The sequence below is a fragment of the Streptomyces sp. MUSC 14 genome (assembly GCF_001866675.1).
In the GTDB taxonomy this organism is placed as follows: Bacteria; Actinomycetota; Actinomycetes; order Streptomycetales; family Streptomycetaceae; genus Streptomyces.
This window is the reverse complement of sequence record NZ_MLYN01000066.1, coordinates 1-20758: the sequence shown is the minus strand read 5'-3', so window position 1 is coordinate 20758 and position 20758 is coordinate 1. Positions and strand designations below refer to the sequence as shown.

Here is a 20758-nt window from a genome sequence, read left to right as displayed (position 1 = left end):
CCTAAATCCGTGGAGTCGGCCGTCATCGTGTGTTGCTCCCCTCTACCTCAGTGAGTCCGAAGCATGTGGACCAGTGCGACCCCGAAGGCGAGGACCGCGAGGCCGGCCAGCAGAATCGTGATGACCGCCTCCGTGATCCGCGTCCGCAACGGCGGCTTCGGTGAGGTCATGGGAGGCCGCCTCTTTGGTCGCTGGTGACGAAGCCGGCGGTGTGGCGCGGCTGCCGGGGCACGACGGGGGCCGTGGTGATCGCCAGGTCCCCCGTCACGAGGAGCGTCGGATCGACGCTCCTCGTGATCAGGGCGGAGAGTTCAGGGAGACGATGGGGACGCCGTTGCATCAGGGCGTAGCGCTGTCCCTGGGCGTTACAAGTGACGCGGACCTGATGCCAGCCCAGTTCCTCACGGACGTACCGCGCCAGCCGGTTGTCCGGGACAGAGCAACGCACCCACTCAAGTTCGGGACTGGTGCGCCGGGCGGTGTAGTCAAGCACCCACAGGGTCATCAAGTTGGCCAGTCTCGCGCCGTGCTGATCGGGATGGGTGTGCATCATGGACAGGCTCATGGACGGCTCGGCGCGCTCGCTGGCGGTCCATGTCCACCCCGGTGTGGTGGCGTAGAGGACGAAGCAGCCCACGACGGTGTTGTCCTCCGTGAGCAGCATCAGCGCCATGTCGTCGCCGGTGCCTCCGATCAGCAGACGCAGGGCGATGCTCTCTGGTGGTAACTGGCCAAGCCGGCGGGCCCAGTCGTTGCGTGCTCGGAGGAGCCCGTGGACCACCGGGCCGTCCTCGTTAGTGGCCGGGCGCATCTCGTACACCAAGTTCTCGCTTCTTGTGAGGGCCAGTCGGTGCCAGGTCTCGGGCCAGCCTCGGCCGGTATGCCGCTCCCCAACGCGTCCTGCCGACCGTGACTTCACCATCCCCAAGCCGGGCGGGTGTCTGGGCGGGTTAGGTCACTAGGTGGGTCACGACGGTGACGGCGAGGCTGCCGGCCACCAGTGCGTAGGCGGTGGTGACGGCCCACATCAGGCGCGGGTGCCGGTGGCGCAGCATCTGCCAGGCTTCCCGGCCTGTCCGGCCATGGGCCTGTGCCCGGATACCAACTCCGGTGAAGGCGATCGACACGTACTGAGCACGCTCGGGCGGTTCCATCAGGCTCCTCGTCAAGATGATGGGCGTGGTGGGGGGTTCGTGGTCGCGTACGGTGACCGAAGGCCCGCCCTCGAACGAGCGGTGCGCGAGGTGCACCAAGGCCTTGCGTTCGATCGCGGTCAGGCATGGTTCACACAGGCGGAACGGGGCGTGCTCGCCGTCCCACTGGACCGGGCCCACCCACGTCACGGGCACGCCCTGGGCATCGCAGCGCCAGCACTCGTCAGCGATCCACTCGACCAGCAACTGGGCTCCTTGAATCGGCGAGACGGGTAGCGTCCGCAGCGGCCCGGACCGCCGCCAGGTAGGGCCGGTGCAGGCTGCTGCCGCAGGGCAGCCCCTCCCCCGGCGGGCTGCTCACCCCGCGGTGGGCGGGACGTATGAGCCAACCGCGGGCGGCCACCGTCTGCGGCAGCAGGACGGTCGGGGGCGGCAGGAGAGCCAGGGCACCGTGCCGGAGAAGCAGGGAGTCCGGCGCGCACCAGCCGGGTGCGGAGCCCAGGGCGACGATGAACTCCGCTCCCGACGGGCCGAGGATGACCGGGCCGGGCTGGATGCCCACCGCTGCCATGCGAGCGACGACGTCTCGGGCCAGTGCGCCGGGTATGAGCAGGGCGTCGAAGGTGAGGCCCACGGGGACCTCGGCGAGTTGTCCACGGTCCCACGCGGTCAGCACCTGGTCTCGGCGCCCGGTGGGCGAGAGCCAGTTGTAGGGCACCGGCCCGACGGCGGCCGCCGTCAGCTCGCGGCACAGGGCACGGCGCAGCCTCGGGACCGCCGGCACGTCCATCACCGCGCGGGTGGTCATCGGGTGGTCCCTTCCGTCACACCGGTGTGGTGTTGGCTCTGGTCGCTACGGACGATGCCGAACACCAGCACGCCCATCACCACCAACAGCGCGAGGAGATAGAGGGCCTGCGCATGGTGGGTGCGCACTATGCGCACCTCATCGGGCTGCCGCTGCGGCTGATCCTCCTCAGATGGCTCGGGCGCTCGCAGATCGGCCCAGACGCGCTTTCCCCAAGGAAGGGGGTCGGTCCCCCACTGCTGCGAGAGGGCATCGACCAGAGCAAGGCCTCGGCCGGTGATGTCTTCAGCGCTCGCTGACCTCGGCGTCGGTGGTGTCCGGCTCTTGTCCGTCACAGATACCCGTACGCCCCTGTCGGCGCGACGCCGGAGGGTGAGTCTGAGCGTTCCATGGCGCGCGTGTCTGACTGCATTCGAGGCCAGTTCGGATGTCACGAGCTCGGCCGCGTCCGCGAGGTCCGGCAGGTCCCAGTCCGCCAGGGCCTCGCGGACCAGCTGCCGGGCAACAGGTACCGATGCGTCTGCTCGGGGCAGGGAGATGGACAGCACGGGCTCCCCGTCCTCGGCCACCAGCACGCGCCATCGCGGGTACGTGTCCTGGAGCAACGCGTCAGTCACGGCCTCGCCTCTCGCCTTGTCCACGCTGCCCTTTCGTAGATCCCGCTGAGCGCCCGGCAGGACAGCGCCAGATCTTCGGCCTGCTCGGCGGCTTTCCGAGGGCTGGAGGGCGGCTCGGACAGCAGCAGCTGTCGCACCCGGCCGAGAAGCCATCGCGCCGTTGGCCGGATAGCGGGGTCCTCCTCGTCGAGTGCCGGCTCGACCGAGCGGACCAGGTCCTCGAGGTAGTCCCGCATCGTCGCGATCGACGGGTCCATTTGGGCTCGTGACGGCACCGTGGCCGGCAGATCTCGCGTGAGGTGGAGAATGTGGTCCCACAGTCGGCGTGCCCCGGCCAGGTCGACGCGCGCCGACTCGACCGGCGTGTGCGGCGGGTCCACGGCCATCTGCGCGAGCCGTCGCCGGCCGTGGGAGATGAGCCTGGACAGTGTCGCGCCGTTGCCCACGACGCCCGGCCCGGACATGGGCACCGCCCAGTAGGCGCCGGTGCCGCCTGGGTGCCGGACGATGTCGGGGTGTGGCACGCCCAGTTGGTGGCCATCGCCGAGGTACTCCGTGCCCGGCGCGGTCCAGGCGGTGACGGTGCTCGGTTCGCACAGCACGAACAGCCACTTGCCGAGTTGGCTCCGTATGACCGGCGCGCCGGGAAGCGCCCCGGAGAGGTAGGCGTCCACCTCTGCGGGAACGGCGCACCCAGCGGCGGCCTCAGCCACGTCCACCGGCACACGGATCGCGCAGAACCGGCCGCCGCATCGCAGGAGGGCCATGCCTTGCGCGTCCCACGCGCTGCGGGCCTGGTCTGTGCCGAACGCCGCAGCTGCCAGCAGCCAGCACTCGACAGCGAGCCTCCGCTCGGCAGTTGTCACCACGCGCTGCCCTAGCGGGCTATTCGGAAGATCAGGGAATGTCGTCATTTCACTGGCCATCGTCGCGCCTCAATCGGGGGTGGATGGTGAGCGGACCGGGGGGGAGCCGGAGCAACAACCGCCGTGAGCCACAGAGGGGTTGGTGCTGACACCCAGTCAACGATCACTGTGCGCTGTGAGACCATCACGCATGCGGCACCCGCATACGGATATGCACTCAGCGGGTACAGGCAGGCGCCGGATGCCGTGTGGACTCGTACCGTGGGGGTAGCCGTGGACTGGCAGTCGGGACCGATCCGGGACGCCTCCCGGGAAGGCGACTACGGGCGGGTTGTCGCGCTTGCCCGCGAGGACCAGCGAATGACCCAGACCCAGCTAGGCGAGTCGATCGGACTGTCTCAGTCCGCCGTCTCCCGTCTGGAAAAACGCGGCTCAGGTACCTACAGCACGGACGTCCTGGCTGCGGCGGCTGCACATCTTCGGATCCCGCCAGCACTGGTGGGTCTCGCAGATGGGCGCATGCCGCAGGCACAGGCGAGAGACGACGATCCCATGCACCGACGAACCATCCTCGGCGGCGCAGTCGCCGCAATGGCAGCCCCCATCCTGGCCGCCGCGCCCGACCCACACGACCCGACCGGCGGCCAGGCCGCCGCGCTGCGACTGAGCACGTCGGCATACAGGCGGCTGGACGGCTCGACGCCGTCCCGGGACCTGTCCGAGCCCGTTCACACCCACCTGCGGCTGATCCAGACCATCACCCACCACGCCTCGGAAAGCGACCGACCACGCCTCGCCGCAGTGGCAAGCGAGGCCGCGAGCCTCGCCGGATGGCTCTCATGGGACATGGACGACAACGGCTCCGCCCGCACCTGGTACGGAACAGCGATCAAAGCGGCCCGTTCCGCCGGTGACCCGCTACTCACCGCCTACCAGGCCGGAAGTCTCGCCCAGTTCGAGGCCTACTCTGGGAATGGTGTCCAGGCCCTCAACCTGACAACCCGGGCACGGCGAGCACTCGGCGACCGGCGCCCCGCTGTCGCCAACGCGTGGCTGTCCAGTGTGGAGGCCCTTGCCCATGCGGCAGCCGGTGACCGGCGCCGCGCCGACCACGCCCTGACCGCATCACGTGCGGCTGTAGCCACCCGCCCCACCGAGGAACCACCGCCGTGGCCGTGGGTGTTCACCTTCACCGAAGCCAAGGTCTCCGCCGCCCGCGTCGCCTGCGGCGCGCGCTTGGGCCTGCCCGACTGGGTACTCAGCGAGGACACGGAAGCCCTGACCACCGGACATGCGAAACAGCGTGCGCTGATCGTCCTGGACATCGCGGCCGGACACCTTGCCGGCGGACGGGTAGAAGCGGCGTTCGCACACGCCAGTCGCGCTCTGGATACCGGACTCAAGTACCGGTCGGGGCGGATCGTGGAGCGCGCCCGGCAAGTGCGCCGTACCCTCACCACGAACACGCCGCCCAAGGTGGTGCGGGACTTTGACGAGCGCCTACACGGCGTCTACCTGTAGGAGGACAAACATGCGGGTGGGTATCACCGGTCACCGCGGGCTCAGCACGGAGGTCGAAGAACGCGTCCGCACCTTGCTCGACGAGGCCGTAAGCAGCTTCAACGCCACCGAGCTGGTCGCCGTGTCGTGCATCGCTGACGGCCCCGACTCCTGGTTCGCCGAAGCCGTCTTGAAGCGCGGCGGCCGTCTTGAAGTGGTCATCCCGGCAGCCAAGTACCGCGAAAGCCTGCCAGACTGGCACCACCCTACCTACGACAAGCTTCTGTCCCACGCCTCTGACATCCATGAGACGGGCATGACCGAGTCGACATCAGAGGCACACCAGGCGGGGAGCGAAATCCTCGTGGGCCTGGCGGAAGAGCTACTAGCCGTGTGGGACGGCAAACCGGCATGGGGCTACGGCGGAACGGCGGACGTCGTCGCGTACGCAGAACGCACGGGCATCCCGGTACGGGTGCTATGGCCGAAGAATGCCAGCCGCTGACCGCCTCCGGGCGGGCACGCTCGACCCCGAGAGGTCCGCTACGCTCGTGATCCCCAGAGACAGAACAGAACTGACGCCAGCGCGCCGCCTGGGAACGCGGGGCGCCCCGCCCCCGGATCGTTGAGGAGCAGGGCGCAATGCTGTGTGCGGGTCCCCGACACCAGCGCGCGGCTCTGTGCCGCGGCAAGCGGCTCAGTCGCAGGTGCTGAGCATCTCGACGAGCTTGTGCTTCTCAGCGGCCGTGATGCTCAGCCCGTACCCGTACTTCACGTCCGTCCAGGCCCGCGAGTACGTGCACCAGTAGTCCTTGTTCGGCGGCGCCCACTGATCCGGGCTCTGGTCCCCCTTGGACCGGTTCGAACCGGCCGAGACGGCAATCAGCTGCGAGTGGTCGAGGTCGTTCGCGAACGCCCGCCGCTTCTCGGTGGTCCAGGTGTCCGCGCCGGAGCGCCAGGCGTTGGCCAACGGGACCATGTGGTCAATGTCGATCTTGGAGGCGGAATCGAGCGTCTTGTCGTCGTACGGGCTGTACCAGGTGCCGGAGACGGCCCGGCACATCGAGTCCTGCGTGACGCCCTTTCCGTCGCGGGCGAGGACGACCTCGCGGGTGTCGCACTCCCCGTACTGCTTGATCCAGTGGGGGAACTTGGCGCGGCTGTAGCCGGCCATCGAGTGGGGGGCCTCGACGACGAGTTCGTCGAGTTCTTTGCGGGTGACGTCGGCGCCCGGCGGCTCGGGAAGGTCGCGCCGCACGACCTGCGCGGCCGCTGTGGTTGCGGAATTGGCGGCTGCAGCGGGGACGGCGCTGACTGTGACGAGGAGGGACAGACACGTCACGGCGAGGGTGGCGGCGCGGCGCCGCACAGAAGAGATGATCACGGAGGTACCAACTAGCGGACCGGCCGCCACGGTGCTGCTTCGTCCCTCGAACGCAGTGTGCCGCTTTGGCGAGTTGACGCAGTGGGCCGTCCTGCTGCCCGTGCCGCTGTCCCGCGACTGGGTGACGTGGCGCTGGATATGCCCAGGTGGTCAGCCTCGGGTGGCTAGGCTTTGCGAGCGCACGATCACTGGTTTGAGGGAAGCGGCTGTACTCCATGACCTGGACCCCGCAGCAACTGGTCGACGATGTGAAGGCCGGGCCGGGTGGCGCCATGACCGACGACGTCGGCGTCATCACCGGCGACCTCACCGTCCGCACCGTCCTCGGCGCCGACGGGCGCACCGCACACGTCACCGTCCAGTACACCGGGGCCGAGGAGTGGTACGCCCTCACCGGCAGCCCCGCCCTCCTCCCTGACGGGGACCTCACGGCCTACCACCAGGCCCTGCTCGACCGCATCCGCCACGGCCAGGCTGCGCAGGCCTGTTTGTAAGCACTTCTTTGGGCTCCATGGCACGGATCGGAAGTGGCCCCACGACGTACGAAGTTGATCTGGCTCCACCCGGCAGTCGGAGAGCCGTGAAAGGGTCGACGGATGGACTACGTGTTCGATGCCCCTCCCGTTGATCGGGAGCTTCTGGACTTCGCCGTTCGCCTGGCCGCTCGTGCCGGGCAGATGTCCGCGCAAGGCTTCTTCAGCAATGACTGGCACAGCCGTCTCAAGGAGGACGGCACCGAGGTCACCGAGATCGACGTGGCGGTTGAAGAGCTGATCAGGGATGAGCTGAGCCGACGGGTGCCGGATGACGGGATCTTCGGAGAGGAGGGAGGTGCGACCGGCGGGTCATCGGGACGGCGTTGGATCATCGACCCGATCAACGGCACGAAGTACTTCACGCACCGGGTGCCGCTGTTCGCGAACGATCTCGCCTACGAGGACGAGCACGGGCCTGCTATCGGCGTGATCAACATGCCTATGAGCCAGCAGATGATTGTGGCGGGTCGCGGTCTGGGCTGCTGGGTGCTGCCTGGCCCGGAGCCGGACTTGCAGTCGGGCCGCCGTGCCCGGGTCACGGAGCGGACCGCTCTGGGAGGCGCGAGGACGCTGATGCACAATCCGGCCGGATGGCCGGAGGAACTCCTCTGCGCTCTTCACCGCCGGGTCCTCCTGGTGCCCTCAACAGGCATGATCGTGGCCCTGGTGACGGGCCGGGCCGATGCCGGCGTCATCGCCGGTCCGCCGATGGGCTACGAGGACGTCGCTTCGATGCCGGTCATCGTCACCGAGGCGGGTGGCCGGGTGACCGACCTGAGCGGAACGTCCGTACTGGAAGGTGACATGTCGGTGCTGGTCACCAACGGTCGGCTGCATGAGGGGTTCTTGCAGTTGGTGAAGGGCTTGCCGCGCAGTCGCGACTATCGGGCCCTCGACGAGAGTGAGTAGTTCGGCGGACCGCGCGACAGGCTGGCGACGTTCGCGCGAGTAGGCCGACATGCAGGTCCGCGACGTGCCCTCTTTGGAGTGAATGCACTGGTCCGTCCGCCCGGCGACGGCAGGGTTTGTGCGTCGATCACGGTCCTGTCGGAGGCCGTGTTGCTTGATCACGGTCCTGTCGGGAGGCCGGGATGGGTTTGTCGCGGGCGGAACTATTCGCTGCGATCCGGAGAGACAAGCGTCTCGATCCGGAACTGTCGCAGCGGGCTCTGGCGGAGAAGTACGGAGTGCACCGCCGGACGGTGCGGCAGGCTTTGCTGTCTGCGGTTCCGCCGCCGCGGAAGAAACCGGCGCCGCGGGCCACGGTCCTCGATCCGGCCAAGCCGTGGATCGACGACATGCTGCGGGAAGACGCGAGTGCGCCGCGCAAGCAGAAGCACACCGCGCGCCGGATCCATCAGCGTCTCGCCCAGGAGTACGACTTCGACCTGGTGTCGTACTCCACGGTCTGCGACTACGTGCTGGCCAGGCGCCCGCAGATCGAGGCCGAGGTGCTGGAAGGCCGTCGGCACCTGACGGGCATGGTCCCGCAGGTCCACCTGCCCGGTGAGGAAGCCGAGGTCGATTTCGCCGACGTCTGGGTCCGCCTGGCGGGCCAGGTCGTCAAGTGCCACCTGTTCACGCTGCGACTGTCGTACTCCGGCAAGGCTGTCCACCGACCCGTTGACCGCACTATCGGCGTGTCCTCCTCGGTGATGGCTGGGTAGGCGAGAAGTCTCCGTCCGGAACGCTGCCGAGTGGACGGAGATGTGATGGATCAGGATGCTCCCCGACCGGGAGAGCTCTCGGCCGGCCTCGTGGTGGCCCGGATCGGAAGGGTGGCGTCGACCGGTGACACCTCGCTGCCCTGGAAAGTGCTTGATGGCTCCGGCCTTCCGGTTGAGCCGGTGAGTGAGTTCCTGCGTGAGCTTGTGGCGTGTGGGAACACAGCGGCCTCGTGCCGCTCCTACGCCTACGACCTGCTGCGCTGGTTCCGGTTTCTGGACGCGATTCAGGTGCCCTGGAGCCGGGTCGTGTCCCGCTTCGTGGTGTAAGCGACCTTGCTCGACGAGTTCCGGTAACCGCGCGTCGGGCACCCCATGAGGCACGGCTCCCGGGTCGCGCAGCGGCTGTCCTGCCGTCAGCGCCATGCGCGGCCCCGAACCACGCCGATGCGGCGAAGACCTGCCGATTCCGGCGCCTTGATCCGTTACACCACCTGGCGGGACGCCACCTGGAGCCGCGCCCAACGTGCCGACGTGCGCGACTTCGTGTTGTGGCTGCGCGCCAGCCACAACCCGGCTCGCGACCGGCGTCGCGAGGGTGGGCCTGCCCCGGGGTCGGTGAACTCGCGCACGGGCAAGCCCTATCTGCGGGAGGGGTACGCTCCGGCGACGGTCAACCATGCGCTGTCGGTGATCTCTGCGTTCTATGACCACCACCTGCACACAGGGCAGGGGCCGGTCGTTTCGCCGGTGCCTCCGCAAGGGCGCCGTGGTCAGCGAGTTGAGGCTCATCACAACCCGCTGGAGCCGTTTCGGCTGCACCGCCGGGGTGCCTATCGCCAAAAGCAGAGCGTCCCGGAGCCCCGGGCCGTCCCGGAGGACGTGATCGACGACCTTTTCCGGGCATTGGGCTGCAACCGGGACCGCGCCCTGTTCTCGATGTTCTTGTCCAGCGGGGCGAGGGCAGCGGAGATGCTGGGGATGACGATCGACGACGTTCACCCCGGTGAGGGGCGGATCTACGTGCAGTCCAAGGGGCTGGGCGGAGTCAAGCAGGCATGCCCGGCTTCGCCGGAGGCTTTCTCCTGGCTGACCCTCTACCTGGGTGAGCTGGCCCAGGAAGGTCACCGGCCCGAGCCGGACGAGCCGGTGTGGTGGACCCGGCGTGGACCGTTGCGCCCGCTGACCTACACCGCGCTGCGGGCGGTCCTGAACCGGATCAACGCCCGGATCGGGGCGAATGTCTGCCTGCACGACTTGCGGCACACCCTGTGTCTGCGGCTGGTCGACGACCCCGGCCTGAGCCTGGCCGATGCCCAGCAGGTGATGCGGCATCGGCGGATCACCACCACCAGCGGCTACCTACGGCCCCGAATCGACGAGGTCGTCGCGAAGGTGCACGAGCACTACACGCGGCCCAAGCCGCAGCCGCGCCCGTTGGCGGGCTGGAACTACGACCCGGACGACCTCGCCGATGTTTTCGGGACCGCGTGATGGCCGCCCGCCACGGACGCACCGCCCGCACTCCCGCCAGCGTCCGCGATCCTGCGGTCCTGGTCGGCCCGCGCCCGTCCGAACAGCTCGGCGGGAGGCCAACTCCGGGCCGGGAGAAGGCATCCCGGGCCGCACTGGTCGAGCTCGCCCGCGGGCTGCTGGTGGAGCCAACTGCCCAGCAGCGGTCCCGCCAGGACCGGGCGATGACCCGCGTTCTGGACTGGCTCGGCGAGCTTCCCGGCGAGGACTGGCAGGACCGCTGGCTGCTGAGCGGCTCGGATACCCTCGGCAAGCAGTGGGGCCCACCGGGGCTCAGCCCGTCCCAGCGGTGCCGGCTCACCGCCGGGCTCGGCGTGTTGATCGTGCTTCGCGCGGTCCGGCCGTCCTACGCCTGGCTGTGCGGCAGCCGTCTGCTCGGGGTCTACGACGCCTACCGACGGCACAACCAGGCCGAGGTGTTCGCCCAGCTGCAGGATCGGGCCGACGGGCGGGAAGGTTGCGACGAGCACGCCGCCGAGGCGCTCAACCTGCTCACACGCATGGTCATCGTGACCGGCAAAGACCTGCTGGACCTGCAGGTCGAGGACTTCGAAGAGTACGCGGCGGCCCGCCGGGCCTCAGGCCGCACGGTGGCCTCGCTGCCGTTTGCCTACGAGATCCTGCACGCCGTCGGCGGCCTGAAGGACGCGCCGCCGACCCTGCGGCATGCTCGTGCCCCGGGGCAGCTCACCCCCGCCGAGCTTATCGACCGTTACCCGATCGCCCATCGCGAGATCCGCGATGTCCTGGTGCACTACGTTGCCGAGCGGGCTGCGGTCCTCGACTACGGTTCCCTGGTCAACCAGGCCCACACGCTCGCCGGGCTGTTCTGGACCGACCTGGAACGCCACCACCGCGGTATTTCCTCGCTCCACCTGCCCGACACGGTCGCCCAGGCATGGAAACAGCGTGCCCGCGTGCTGCCCGACGGTCGCCCTCGCCGCAACAGCCACAACGTGTTCCTGACCGTCCGCTCCTTCTACCTGGATCTGCTGCAGTGGTCATTGGAGGACCCGGCCCGCTGGTCTCGCTGGGCTGCCCCTTGCCCGATCAGCGAGGCGGATATCCGCGGCTACCTCAAGGAGACCCGGCACCGCCAGGCCCGCATGCAGCAGCGCACGCGCACCCTGATCCCCGTCGTCCCGCGATTGGTAGCCGCCGCCGAGGAACGTCTGCGACACGCCGAACTCATCCTGGTCGCCGCGCGGGCGACCCCGCCCGGGCAGGAGTTCACCGCCGATGGCCTGCAGTATCGCCGCACTGGACGGGCACGCAGTCACTGGCGCCCCACCGCGTTGTTCGTCACCCCGGCCGCGGAGCCGGAGACGCGCTTCGATGCCGAGTGCGAGGAGTCCAACGCCTTCTGGACCTGGGCCGTGATCGAGGTGCTGCGGCGGACCGGGGCCCGCGTCGAAGAGCTCCTGGAGCTGACGCATTTGAGTCTGCGTCAATATCAAGCGCCGACAGGTGAGCTGGTGCCGCTGCTGCAGATCAGTCCATCCAAGACTGACCGGGAGCCGGTCATTCCCGCTGACCCGGACCTGGTGGCCGTCCTCGCCCGGATCATTCGCCGGATCAAGGGTGCTGACGGACGGGTGCCGTTGCTGAGTCGGTACGACGGCTACGAGCGGGTCTTCGGCCCGCCGCTGCCCCACCTGTTTCAACGCATCTCCCAGCACCGTCTCCAGGTGATCTCGCCCAACCGGGTACGGGAGATGCTCACCGAACTCGCGGAACGGGCCGACATCGTCGATGTCGACGGCACCGGGTTGCGATTCACCCCGCATGACTTCCGAAGAATCTTCTCGACGGAGACGGTGAACGGCGGCCTGCCGATCCACATCGCCGCCAAGGTGCTCGGGCACCTCGATTTGAACACCACTCAGGGGTATGTGGCGGTCTATCCAGAGGAAGTCATCCGCCACTACCGGCACTTCGTCGACCAGCGGCGAACCACGCGTCCCAGCGAGGAGTACCGGGATCCGACCGCCGCCGAGTGGGCGGACTTCCGCGACCACTTCGGCCTCCGCAAGGTCGCCCTGGGCACCTGCGACCGACCTTACGGCACCCCGTGTCAGCACGAGCACGCCTGTGTCCGCTGCCCGATGCTCCGCCTCGACCTCGCCCAGGTCCCCCGGCTGCTGGAGATCGAGGCCAACACCAGCGAACGGCTCGAAGAGGCCCATCGCATGGAGTGGCTGGGCGAGGTCGCCGCCCTGAAGGAGAGCCTGCGGCACATCGCCGAGAAGAAGAAGCAGGCCGACCGCTTGCGCTGGCAAGCCGAACAGGGCGAGGGAGGGGCCGGCGCCCTCAGCTGAGACAGGCGATCAGGATCCTTGCGCGCTCTACAGTTGAATAAGTAGAGTCTACTTCATCAAGACAAGCGGGAGTCGAGACGGACACCGGGGCCAACCAACGCCGTCTCGACTCCCTCCACAGAAGGATTCTCCCATGTCGCAGGGCTACAACGCAGCCCCGCGAGAGCTGATCACGGTCGACGTGACCGGCTACTCGCCGCACCAGAAACAGGTCATTCTTCAGGCGATCTCGGAAGCTCAGGCCAACCTCGACGCGGCCATTCCCGAGGATGTCGAGGCAAGCGGGTGGACAAAGAACGCTTATGACCAAGCCATTGTCATGATGGCCGGCAGCAGGGCCGAGGTGCAGATCAAGGTCGTGAAACGCGCCATCGCAAACGGTGGCTCCATCACGCGTTCCGAGGTCTACGAACTCGGCGGCTATCCGGCTGACCGGCAACTGAAGGGGTTCACGCGCCCGGCCAACCGCGCCACGCAGACACTTCGCGACCGCGGTGAACTCCCTGATGAGGCAGACGAGTTGCTTGAGCCGATCTACGACATGGCCATCAAGGGCTACCAGCCCGCCAAAGGCTTCCGGGTTCCGGAAGAGCTTGTGACGCTCGGGGTCGAGTAGGAGCCCGGCGAGATGACCGCCCGCACCGGGCGGTCATCTCGCCGGGGAAGAGTCTGCACGCCGACACCTACGTCCGCGATCTCCTTGTCCGCTGGCGATGCGAGTAGTGCAGAGAAGCGTCTATGCCTCGCAAGCCCAGGAGTCCTTCATGGAAGGGCACGTCGAGGCGTTCAACGTCCTGGGCGGAGTGCCGACCAAGCACATCCGCTACGACAATCTGAAACCAGCGGTCAATCGCATCTGCACCGGCCGCAGCCGCATCGAGTCCGAGCGATGGGTGTCCTTCCGGGCCCACTATGTCCATGTTTCCGTGAGTTCCCTGAGCCTCCCGACCTCGGCGATGGCCTCGGCAGCTGCCTGATCTGGTGCTTCCCCTCGTCTGACCACGATCGGGTGATTACTGCTCGTTCCTCGGAAATCCCGAAGTCTCCTCGGCTGTCATGGCGGAGTCGCCCGATAGCTGAAGGGGAGGAACGGCATGGCTCTGGCTGTCGTGCGGGATCTGCGGCCGGAGCTTCGGCTGGAGACCGCCGAGGAGATCGCCGCCTTCGAGCAGGACCTGCTGGCAGAGTTTGTCCTCGCCCGCGCTTCGGCCGGTGTCCTCGATGACACGATCCGCGGCGACGTCGGGCCCGTGATGGCCCTGCGCGAGTGGTTCGGCCGACCGTTGTGGGAGATGGAGCCTCAGGACCTCGACCGGTACTTCGGCCGATACCGCCGCGACTCGGCTGCGGGCACCAAGGTCCGCCAGGCCATCGCCTTCTCGGTGTTCTTCGAGTTCCTCGAACTGCGGCACAAGGCCGCCATTCACGCGGCCACCGGATTCGTCGTCGAGTCCCCGCTGGACGAGGTGAACCGGCCCCGCGGTGGCACCTCCGCGAGGCTGCGGATCCCGCCGCCGGAAGGTGAGATCGCCGCGCTGTTCGGCGGCTGGCGGTGCGACATGGAGGAGGCCCGCAAGTACGCTCCGGCCGCCCGGAACTACACCGCCTCGCGGCTGACCAGCCTGATCGGACCCCGGATCTCGGAGTTGTGCCTGTTACGGATCGGGGACGTCCGCTGGGACCTGGGCCGGTTCGGCAAGGTATTGCTGAAGGGCAAGGGCAGCCAGGGCCGCGGCAAGAAGGAACGGCTCGTCCCGCTGATCAATGGCTCGCGCGACCTGCTGGAATGGTGGGTCACTGGGCCTCGCTGGGAGTTCGATGACCGTGTCAACGACCCACGGGCCCCGCTGTTTCCCTCCGAACGCCGACACAGTGACGGCTCCAGTCGGCCAGTGACCGATGACGCCCTGCGGACCGGGCTGGCCGAGGCGGTCGCACGGCATCTGCCGCACCAGGCCGGACAGTTGACCCCGCACGTGTTGCGGCACTTCGCCGCCTCAGACCTTTACCGCAACGGCATGGACGTCGTTGCCATCCAGGAAATCCTCGGACATGAATGGCTCAACACGACCATGATCTACGTGCATGTCGAGAAGTCCCACGTCGAAGACGCCTGGATCCGCGCGGGACAGCGGGCGGCAGCTCGATTCGGAGGGGCCCGCTGATGAAGTGGAACCTGCGGATGGTCGCCGCCCAGCGTGACGTCTGGAAAGCGTCTGAACTGCAACGGATGCTCGCGGATGCCGGACTGGTGATCTCTGCGGGCAAGATGTCTCACCTGTGGTCGGGCCGTCCGCTGACCGTTCGTCTCGACGACCTCGACATCATCTGCGAGGTGCTGGACTGCACACCTGCCGACCTGCTCGTCCCGGAGAAGCGGGCCGATCGTCAGCCCACCCCGGCGATGGAGACGGAGAAGCAGGTCGTCGGTGGAACCCCGATCAGTCACCAGCGGCGGACCGGCCGCTCGGGGCCGCCGCTATGAGACGGCCTGTTCGACGCTTACGGCCGTGGGCCACCCGCAGCTGCCGGGACTGCCTGGGATGGGGCTGGTTCGACCGCCCCCGCTGCAAGGCATGCTGGGGCTTCGTCGCGAAGGCGACGAGCCAGCACTGCGACATCTGCCACCGCGACGTCGCGGCCATCGAAGGCGTCTGCCGGCTCTGCCGCCGACAGGCCGGTCTGATCGCCGGCCCGCACAACAAGACGAGCGTCGACCTGACGGCCGCCGCCCGCACGGGGCACCAGCTGTTCATCATCGGCACCCTGCGGCCTCGCGGCGGACCTCCGCCCCGGCAGGACCCGCCGGAGCCGACCAGGGTGACTTTGCACTCCGTCCCGCCCCGCTGGACGGAGCTCATGCTGTTCGACATGCCCCGCAACCTGCGCGGTGTCAGTAGCAAACAGCCACTGCTGGACCCGGAGTTGGCCGCCTTCTTGACCATCCGTGCCGCACGGATTGCGGAACTGCGGGGCTGGCCGTCTCGCACCGTCGGCTCGGTGGGACGCGGCATCCGCATCCTCTGCGCGGTCCACCGACCAGGCGAGCGAATCAGGGCCTCGACCATCTCCCAGCTCACCCACACCGCAGTGCCCGCCAATCACGTCTTGGAGGTGTTCGAGGACCTGGAGATCTTCCTCGACGACCGGCCCGACTCGCTCGACCGGTGGTGCCAGAAGCACTTCGCCTTCCTGGCCCCGGACATCCGGGCGGAACTGGACACGTGGATCGGGCTCCTGCGGCACGGGACTTCCCGCCGCAGGCCACGGGCCCGATCCACGGTCGTCACTCTGCTCAGGCTCGTCCTGCCGTTCCTCACCGAGTACGGCGGAAAGTACGCAACCCTGAGGCAGGTTAAGCGAGATGACCTCGCTACCTGGCTGACCAATCGGCCGCACCGGGCCTATGAGGCCAGTGCCCTGCGGTCGCTGTTCGGGACGCTCAAGGCCGAGCGGCTGATCTTCAGCAACCCGATGCGCGGCATCAAGGGCGGCAGGCTCACCACCACGATTCCCGCGTCGCTCACCACGGAGGAGGTGGAGTCGGTCGCTCAGGCTGCCCAGCGGGATCCGGCTTTGAGAGTGGTCGTCGCCCTGTCCGGGATCCATGCATTGGCGGCTCACCAGATCCGCACGCTGCTGCTGGACCAGGTGGACCTGGCCGGGTGCCGTCTGGACCCTGAAAACCTCAACCGTCCCCTGGACGAGTACACCGCCGAGGCGATCACCGACTACCTCGACTACCGGCGCGGCCGTTGGCCGAACAGCACCAACCCCTACCTGCTGATCAGCCGGAACACGGCCACCACCACGACAGCAGTCGGCACATTCTGGATGGACAAGCTCGTCCGGCCGCTGCCCGTGGGCCTCGACCGGCTGCGGCAGGACCGCATCCTGGAAGAAGCCCTCGCCAGCGGCGCGGACCCCCTCCACCTCGCACACGTCTTCTCCCTCGGCGCCAAGACCAGCCTCCGCTACACGACCGCGGTCGCCGTCTCGGCTGCCGAACACGAGTCGCGCACCTGCTGAGCTGGAACTTTACGGGCGGCGTGCCCAGAACAGGGCATGTCCGCCGTCGCCCTCAGGGACGAACTCCTCCCGTTCGACCGTCAAGCCGGCCTGTTCGATCCACTCACGGTTGGTGGCAGCATCCGCATGGCTCCACCACATCGGGGCGCCGCCCCCAAGCCAGTTCTCCTCGGTTCCGGTCCACTCGCCGTGTCCCGTGGTGGCCACGAAACAGCCTCCCGGGCGGAGCCACCCAGCAATCTTCCGCAGCAGGGGCGGCTGCTCAGACAGTGGAATATGGATCAGGGCGAAGAAGGAGACGATGGCGTCGAAAGACGCGGCGCCGAAGGAGACAGCCGTGGCATCAGCGTGGATGAACTCTGCCTGAGGCACCCGCTCGCGGGCCCGGCGGATCTGCACCTCGCTGATGTCTATGCCGATGACCCGGTAGCCGGCGGCGGCCAGAGTGCGTGCGACCGGCACCCCGCTGCCGCAGCCCAGGTCCAGCACTGTCCCACCGGCCGGGATCCGCTGGCAGAGGTCGCCAAGCAGTGACTGGTACTTCGTCTCGGCGCCGTACGCCTCGTCGTAACGCAAGGAGACGGCGTCATACCCACGTCGGACCAGGTCCTTCGGATCTGTGATGTCCACGGTCGAGACGTTAGCCAGTGGTCCCAGCCAAGGCGAACAAATATCTCGACACAAGCTGAACCGAAGTGCCCATACACGCCGCCTGCCAGCCTGGACCCGTGGGTTCGCCACGAAGACCTCTCAGAATTCGCGAACTCGCGGAGGTTCGGCTTCGACGCCTTCTACTGCATTCCTGGCGAGGACGGCGCCCACGAGAAGGGCGGGGTCGAGCACGAGGGCGGCCGCTTTCGTCGCACCCACCTGGTCCCGGTTCCCGAGGTCACCACGCTGGAAGAGCTGAACACGAAGATCGCCGAGATCGACGCGGGCGAGGACGAACGGATCCTCGCGGGCAGGCTCACCACCGTCGGCTTCAATTTCTACACCGAGGCGGACCAGCTGGCGCCGCTGCCGCTGGAGGAGTTCGAGTGCGGCATCACCATGACGCCGAAGGTCGACCGCAGCAGCCGGATCACCGTTCGGCAGTGCCACTACTCGGTGCCGGCCCGCTTCATCGGCCAGAACGTGCGGGTGCTGCTGCGGGGCAATGAACTCCTCGTCTTCGAACGGCGAGAGGTCGTCGCCCGGCACCCGCGGCTGACCCGCCGGGGCGACTTCCGGGACGAACTCGACCACTACCTGGAGATCCTGCTGGTCAAGCCCGGGGCGATGGCCGGCTCGACCGCGCTGGTCACCGCCCGCCAGAACGGCTCGTTCACCGAGGTCCACGAAGCGTTCTGGGCCGCCGCCCGGGCCGCCCACGGCGACGCGGCCGGGACGAGGGCACTGATCGAGGTCCTGCTGCTGCACCGGCGGATGCCCGCGCCGGCCGTCGAGCAGGGCATGGCCGCCGCGATCCGAGCGGGCGCCATCACCGCCGACGTGGTGGCCGTCGAGGCCCGCAGAGCCGCCGCGGCTGCCCCGCCACCGCCTGAGGACCTGGACGACGAGGGCGAGCCGCCGCCCTGGGCCGAACCCAGCGGGGTGGTCTCTCTCACTGCCCGCCGGGCCCAGCTGCCCGAGGACAACCGACCTCTGCCGACCGTCGCCCACTACGACCAGCTCCTGACACGTCGACCGAAAGGCACCGCATGAGCACGACCGACACCACGGCCACCCAGATCCCTTCACCCCGCCGGGACATGGGGCCGGAGGAGGCCGTGGACACTGCCATCGACGAGGCCTGCCGGGCCCTGCACCTGCCCACGATCCGCAGCAGGGTCCAGGAGATGGCCGCCGACGCCATGCGGCAACGGTCCAGCTACAAAGACTTCCTCGCCGACCTGCTGGAAGCCGAGTGCGGCGAGCGGGAGGAACGGCGCAAGCAACGGCTGGTCAGGGACGCCAACTTCCCCCGGCCCAAACGGCTGGAGGACTTCGACTACACGGAGAACCCCAACGTCACCCCCGAGATCGTCGGCACTCTGTCGGACCCGTCCTGGGTCAAGGCCGGTCAGCCGCTCTGCCTGATCGGCGACTCCGGAACCGGCAAGTCCCACCTGCTGATCGGGATCGGCACGGCCATGGCCGAGGCCGGTCTCCGCGTCCGCTACACGACCACGGTCAACCTGGTCAACGAACTCGCAGAAGATGCGGACGAGAAGAAACTGACCCGCACCATCGCCCGCTACGGACGCGTCGACCTGCTCTGCCTGGACGAATTCGGCTACCTCGACCTGGACAAGGCCGGAGCCAAACTGCTGTTCCAGATCTTCACCGAGCGGGAGGAACGGCGGGCCATCGCGATCGCTTCCAACGCCCCGTTCTCGGAGTGGAAGCAGACCTTCACCGATCCCCGTCTCTGCACGGCGATCGTCGACCGCGTCACCTTCAACGCGCACATCGTTGAGACCGGCACCCAGTCCTACCGGTTCGCGCAGAGCCAGAAGAAGCGCCGTCGCTGACCTGCACCGACAACCGCGGCCGACCTCCCTTACGGGAGGCCGGCCGCAGCCGTTTCGGGCCCGGCCGTCGTGTCCCAGTGCCGGCCGCACCATCGCCCGTTCTCGTCCAGTCGCCGCGGTCACTGGGCGGTCCGCGACCTGAGTCGAGCCGGGTCGGCAACCCTCCACGCACCTGTCGGGGGCGCGCTGACGGAGGTCCACCGAGGCTTCAAAACTACCGTCAACACCCCCCACCCCGGCCAGCGGAACCACCCGATCGAAGTGGGGCCAAATCACCTTGCTACAGGGGCGTGAATCACACCGTCACACGCCCCCTGCGAACCGCCACTGGGGCCAAAACAACTCCGTGCACTGGAGCCAAAACAAGTGCTTACAGACAGCAGGCCACCTGACGGCTGCGGGTGCCTGTGCCACAACCCGCGTTGGGGCACAGGCACCCGCAGCCCCACTGCGCTACAGGCGCCGACCAGTCCTCCTGCACCAAGGGGAATTTTCGATGATCCGGGCCGAATCGTTCCTCGGCCCCCTCGTCAGGGCCCTCGCCGCCGAACGGCTCGACCACACCGGGCCACGAGCCTGGCCTCACGCGACGCTTCATCGACGCCCTCGCCTGCCATCCGCACTGCCCCTCCCCCTGAAGTGCAGGACCCTGCACCGCAAAGGCGCTCCGTAGCTCTGTGCCCGGGCCTGCACACGGTCGGCACCGCCTCTCAACGGCCGCTCCAGGCACCCGGCGCTCGGCACAGCCAAAACCCGCACTACCCGGCTGACGGTCCGACAACGATGCCTGCACATGGGCCCTTCGAAGACCACGATCACGGGGCCCGTTCACAGACGATGCGACTTTCGGGTTCTTCCGCCGCCCGACCATGAGCGCAATACATCGATTTATGCGTAATTGCTAATAAATTCCCTGAAAATGTGAAAAGTCGATCTACCGTAGATCGCATCCGCTCACTCCACGGAGATGACATGCGCAAGCTTCGCAACGTTGCCGTCCTGGTCGCTGCACTCGGCAGCATCGGCCTCGTGAACGGCACCGCCTACGCCGGCGAGGGCGGCGGTCACGGGGACAACTTCAACATCACGCAGAGCGCACGGTGCAAGTCGCACGACCTGAACCTCGACGTCCTCGGTGAAGTCGGTCTGCTCAACGGCCTGCTGGGCAACGCCCTGAACGGCGAGGGCAACCCGGGCGCCCAGGCCACGCGCATGGGCTCGACCATGGGCTGCAACAGCAAAGCATTCTGAGACTTCACCCGGCGCTGAGCCGCCGGTGAGGTAGATGGTCCCGGCACCGGCCCCCAGGCCAAGTACCGGGACCATATGTGCGCGCCGGCGGATCTCCGACGCTGCGAACAGCATTCGGTCCCGGCTCACCATCACGCAGAGCAGCACTTGCAGGTCACACCACGACGCCCGGTCGACAGGGAAGGGGGCAGGTAAGAGGACCGGCAGCAGGAGTCACTCAGGGCATATCGGCAAGCCGTGGGCGGTCGCCCACGACAACACCCCGCATCCCGCCCTGCGGCAGCTGTACATGACGGCCACGCCAAGGCTGTGGCAGCTGGACGACGAACCAGGAGCCCGGCAGGCCCCGTGAGCCGGCGGCGTCGACGCAGGACGATCCGGACGCACCGTTCAGGACGCGCTGTTACACGCTACGTCTACCACCTCAACATCACCGAACCGGAGAAGAACGAGCTGTTCGAGATGCTCGAGAATGCGACGCATGACCGGCTGGCGTTGTGATGATGTTCCAGGACTACTTCCTTGCCGCCTTGTCATCAGGATTCGCCTGTCTTAGAGCTTGTCTCACGTGGCGTGAGATGGATG

25 protein-coding genes and 1 pseudogene are annotated in these 20758 nt (G+C 68.0%); 17 read left to right on the top strand and 9 right to left on the bottom strand.

The window, feature by feature from the left end:
• Positions 1-47: 47 nt before the first annotated feature.
• The 6 genes from BIV25_RS53545 to BIV25_RS53540 form a co-directional block, all read right to left on the bottom strand.
• On the bottom strand, positions 48-170 hold the full coding sequence (locus BIV25_RS53545; protein ID WP_256257049.1) for a hypothetical protein: 123 nt from the start codon (positions 168-170) through the stop codon (positions 48-50).
• Positions 167-820, bottom strand: coding sequence for a hypothetical protein (locus BIV25_RS37170; protein ID WP_071376952.1), 654 nt, complete (start codon positions 818-820; stop codon positions 167-169). Before BIV25_RS37170 ends, BIV25_RS53545 begins: the two co-directional genes overlap by 4 nt.
• 130 nt (positions 821-950) lie before the next feature.
• Positions 951-1400, bottom strand: coding sequence for a hypothetical protein (locus BIV25_RS37165; RefSeq protein ID WP_071376951.1), 450 nt, complete (start codon positions 1398-1400; stop codon positions 951-953).
• Positions 1378-1962, bottom strand: coding sequence for a hypothetical protein (locus BIV25_RS37160; protein WP_071376950.1), 585 nt, complete (start codon positions 1960-1962; stop codon positions 1378-1380). Before BIV25_RS37160 ends, BIV25_RS37165 begins: the two co-directional genes overlap by 23 nt.
• Positions 1959-2579: an ATP-binding protein gene (locus BIV25_RS37155; RefSeq protein WP_256257047.1), complete on the bottom strand. Its 621-nt coding sequence runs from the start codon at positions 2577-2579 to the stop codon at positions 1959-1961. The genes BIV25_RS37160 and BIV25_RS37155 overlap by 4 nt, the downstream gene beginning before the upstream one ends.
• Positions 2576-3505 (bottom strand): DUF6415 family natural product biosynthesis protein, encoded by a 930-nt coding sequence (locus BIV25_RS53540; RefSeq protein ID WP_071376948.1) that lies wholly within the window; start codon positions 3503-3505, stop codon positions 2576-2578. The genes BIV25_RS37155 and BIV25_RS53540 overlap by 4 nt, the downstream gene beginning before the upstream one ends.
• A 213-nt stretch (positions 3506-3718) precedes the next feature.
• Between BIV25_RS53540 and BIV25_RS37145 the strand changes: the two genes are divergently transcribed.
• A complete protein-coding gene (locus BIV25_RS37145; RefSeq protein ID WP_079177115.1) occupies positions 3719-4966 on the top strand; it encodes a helix-turn-helix domain-containing protein in 1248 nt (415 codons plus the stop codon).
• Between the two features lie 10 nt (positions 4967-4976).
• A complete protein-coding gene (locus tag BIV25_RS37140) occupies positions 4977-5450 on the top strand; it encodes a hypothetical protein (protein WP_107486551.1) in 474 nt (157 codons plus the stop codon).
• Between the two features lie 192 nt (positions 5451-5642).
• On the opposite strand, the gene BIV25_RS37135 is transcribed toward BIV25_RS37140, so the two are convergent.
• Positions 5643-6326 carry an HNH endonuclease family protein gene (locus tag BIV25_RS37135; RefSeq protein ID WP_371273115.1) on the bottom strand — a complete coding sequence of 228 codons (684 nt, stop codon included), beginning with the start codon at positions 6324-6326 and terminating at the stop codon, positions 5643-5645.
• Positions 6327-6544: 218 nt separating this feature from the next.
• On the opposite strand from BIV25_RS37135, the gene BIV25_RS37130 reads away from it, so the two are divergent.
• From BIV25_RS37130 to BIV25_RS37080, 11 genes are all read left to right on the top strand, one after another.
• Positions 6545-6823 (top strand): hypothetical protein, encoded by a 279-nt coding sequence (locus BIV25_RS37130; RefSeq protein WP_071376946.1) that lies wholly within the window; start codon positions 6545-6547, stop codon positions 6821-6823.
• A 102-nt stretch (positions 6824-6925) separates the two neighbouring features.
• Positions 6926-7774 (top strand): inositol monophosphatase family protein, encoded by an 849-nt coding sequence (locus BIV25_RS37125; RefSeq protein ID WP_071376945.1) that lies wholly within the window; start codon positions 6926-6928, stop codon positions 7772-7774.
• A gap of 182 nt (positions 7775-7956) precedes the next feature.
• Entirely contained in the window at positions 7957-8532 is a 576-nt protein-coding gene (locus BIV25_RS51595) for a hypothetical protein (protein WP_177235544.1), read from the top strand.
• A 45-nt stretch (positions 8533-8577) separates the two neighbouring features.
• A complete protein-coding gene (locus tag BIV25_RS37115; RefSeq protein ID WP_071376943.1) occupies positions 8578-8859 on the top strand; it encodes a hypothetical protein in 282 nt (93 codons plus the stop codon).
• A 204-nt stretch (positions 8860-9063) separates the two neighbouring features.
• Positions 9064-10023, top strand: a complete 960-nt coding sequence (locus BIV25_RS37110; RefSeq protein WP_071376995.1) for a site-specific integrase — start codon at positions 9064-9066, stop codon at positions 10021-10023.
• Positions 10023-12380, top strand: coding sequence for a tyrosine-type recombinase/integrase (locus BIV25_RS37105; RefSeq protein WP_071376942.1), 2358 nt, complete (start codon positions 10023-10025; stop codon positions 12378-12380). The genes BIV25_RS37110 and BIV25_RS37105 overlap by 1 nt, the downstream gene beginning before the upstream one ends.
• A 133-nt stretch (positions 12381-12513) precedes the next feature.
• Positions 12514-12996: a hypothetical protein gene (locus tag BIV25_RS37100; protein WP_071376941.1), complete on the top strand. Its 483-nt coding sequence runs from the start codon at positions 12514-12516 to the stop codon at positions 12994-12996.
• 148 nt (positions 12997-13144) lie between these two features.
• Complete coding sequence (locus BIV25_RS37095; RefSeq protein WP_071376940.1) at positions 13145-13357, top strand: hypothetical protein; 213 nt, start codon at positions 13145-13147, stop codon at positions 13355-13357.
• 117 nt (positions 13358-13474) lie between these two features.
• Positions 13475-14545 carry a tyrosine-type recombinase/integrase gene (locus tag BIV25_RS37090; RefSeq protein WP_071376939.1) on the top strand — a complete coding sequence of 357 codons (1071 nt, stop codon included), beginning with the start codon at positions 13475-13477 and terminating at the stop codon, positions 14543-14545.
• Complete coding sequence (locus tag BIV25_RS37085; protein ID WP_071376938.1) at positions 14545-14865, top strand: helix-turn-helix transcriptional regulator; 321 nt, start codon at positions 14545-14547, stop codon at positions 14863-14865. Before BIV25_RS37090 ends, BIV25_RS37085 begins: the two co-directional genes overlap by 1 nt.
• On the top strand, positions 14862-16409 hold the full coding sequence (locus BIV25_RS37080; RefSeq protein ID WP_071376937.1) for a hypothetical protein: 1548 nt from the start codon (positions 14862-14864) through the stop codon (positions 16407-16409). The genes BIV25_RS37085 and BIV25_RS37080 overlap by 4 nt, the downstream gene beginning before the upstream one ends.
• A gap of 9 nt (positions 16410-16418) precedes the next feature.
• Here the strand turns inward: BIV25_RS37080 and BIV25_RS37075 are convergent, their stop codons facing one another.
• Together BIV25_RS37075 and BIV25_RS50550 are read right to left on the bottom strand one after the other, a co-directional pair.
• Complete coding sequence (locus tag BIV25_RS37075) at positions 16419-17039, bottom strand: bifunctional 2-polyprenyl-6-hydroxyphenol methylase/3-demethylubiquinol 3-O-methyltransferase UbiG (protein ID WP_071376936.1); 621 nt, start codon at positions 17037-17039, stop codon at positions 16419-16421.
• Between the two features lie 120 nt (positions 17040-17159).
• Positions 17160-17510, bottom strand: coding sequence for a hypothetical protein (locus BIV25_RS50550; RefSeq protein ID WP_143076760.1), 351 nt, complete (start codon positions 17508-17510; stop codon positions 17160-17162).
• Here BIV25_RS50550 and BIV25_RS37070 point away from each other — a divergent pair.
• The 4 genes and pseudogenes from BIV25_RS37070 to BIV25_RS53535 all read left to right on the top strand — a co-directional run.
• Positions 17460-18113, top strand: coding sequence for a hypothetical protein (locus tag BIV25_RS37070; RefSeq protein ID WP_071376935.1), 654 nt, complete (start codon positions 17460-17462; stop codon positions 18111-18113). The two genes, BIV25_RS50550 and BIV25_RS37070, sit on opposite strands and share 51 nt — an antisense overlap.
• Positions 18110-18922: an IS21-like element helper ATPase IstB gene (gene istB, locus BIV25_RS37065; protein WP_071376934.1), complete on the top strand. Its 813-nt coding sequence runs from the start codon at positions 18110-18112 to the stop codon at positions 18920-18922. The genes BIV25_RS37070 and istB overlap by 4 nt, the downstream gene beginning before the upstream one ends.
• 972 nt (positions 18923-19894) lie before the next feature.
• Positions 19895-20173 (top strand): hypothetical protein, encoded by a 279-nt coding sequence (locus BIV25_RS37060; protein ID WP_071376933.1) that lies wholly within the window; start codon positions 19895-19897, stop codon positions 20171-20173.
• A 217-nt stretch (positions 20174-20390) separates the two neighbouring features.
• Positions 20391-20592: pseudogene (locus BIV25_RS53535) on the top strand (hypothetical protein); the annotation flags it as partial.
• Between the last annotated feature and the right edge of the window lie 166 nt (positions 20593-20758).

What these genes read in the sequence shown, in the direction of transcription:
- BIV25_RS53545 (WP_256257049.1), bottom strand. Translation starts at nt 170, where the DNA reads ATGACCTCACCGAAGCCGCCGTTGCGGACGCGGATCACGGAGGCGGTC.
- BIV25_RS37160 (WP_071376950.1), bottom strand. Translation starts at nt 1,962, where the DNA reads ATGACCACCCGCGCGGTGATGGACGTGCCGGCGGTCCCGAGGCTGCGC.
- BIV25_RS53540 (WP_071376948.1), bottom strand. Translation starts at nt 3,505, where the DNA reads ATGGCCAGTGAAATGACGACATTCCCTGATCTTCCGAATAGCCCGCTA.
- BIV25_RS37140 (WP_107486551.1), top strand. Translation starts at nt 4,977, where the DNA reads ATGCGGGTGGGTATCACCGGTCACCGCGGGCTCAGCACGGAGGTCGAA.
- BIV25_RS37130 (WP_071376946.1), top strand. Translation starts at nt 6,545, where the DNA reads ATGACCTGGACCCCGCAGCAACTGGTCGACGATGTGAAGGCCGGGCCG.
- BIV25_RS37125 (WP_071376945.1), top strand. Translation starts at nt 6,926, where the DNA reads ATGGACTACGTGTTCGATGCCCCTCCCGTTGATCGGGAGCTTCTGGAC.
- BIV25_RS51595 (WP_177235544.1), top strand. Translation starts at nt 7,957, where the DNA reads ATGGGTTTGTCGCGGGCGGAACTATTCGCTGCGATCCGGAGAGACAAG.
- BIV25_RS37115 (WP_071376943.1), top strand. Translation starts at nt 8,578, where the DNA reads ATGGATCAGGATGCTCCCCGACCGGGAGAGCTCTCGGCCGGCCTCGTG.
- BIV25_RS37105 (WP_071376942.1), top strand. Translation starts at nt 10,023, where the DNA reads ATGGCCGCCCGCCACGGACGCACCGCCCGCACTCCCGCCAGCGTCCGC.
- BIV25_RS37100 (WP_071376941.1), top strand. Translation starts at nt 12,514, where the DNA reads ATGTCGCAGGGCTACAACGCAGCCCCGCGAGAGCTGATCACGGTCGAC.
- BIV25_RS37095 (WP_071376940.1), top strand. Translation starts at nt 13,145, where the DNA reads ATGGAAGGGCACGTCGAGGCGTTCAACGTCCTGGGCGGAGTGCCGACC.
- BIV25_RS37090 (WP_071376939.1), top strand. Translation starts at nt 13,475, where the DNA reads ATGGCTCTGGCTGTCGTGCGGGATCTGCGGCCGGAGCTTCGGCTGGAG.
- BIV25_RS37085 (WP_071376938.1), top strand. Translation starts at nt 14,545, where the DNA reads ATGAAGTGGAACCTGCGGATGGTCGCCGCCCAGCGTGACGTCTGGAAA.
- BIV25_RS37080 (WP_071376937.1), top strand. Translation starts at nt 14,862, where the DNA reads ATGAGACGGCCTGTTCGACGCTTACGGCCGTGGGCCACCCGCAGCTGC.
- BIV25_RS37070 (WP_071376935.1), top strand. Translation starts at nt 17,460, where the DNA reads ATGACGCCGAAGGTCGACCGCAGCAGCCGGATCACCGTTCGGCAGTGC.
- istB (WP_071376934.1), top strand. Translation starts at nt 18,110, where the DNA reads ATGAGCACGACCGACACCACGGCCACCCAGATCCCTTCACCCCGCCGG.
- BIV25_RS37060 (WP_071376933.1), top strand. Translation starts at nt 19,895, where the DNA reads ATGCGCAAGCTTCGCAACGTTGCCGTCCTGGTCGCTGCACTCGGCAGC.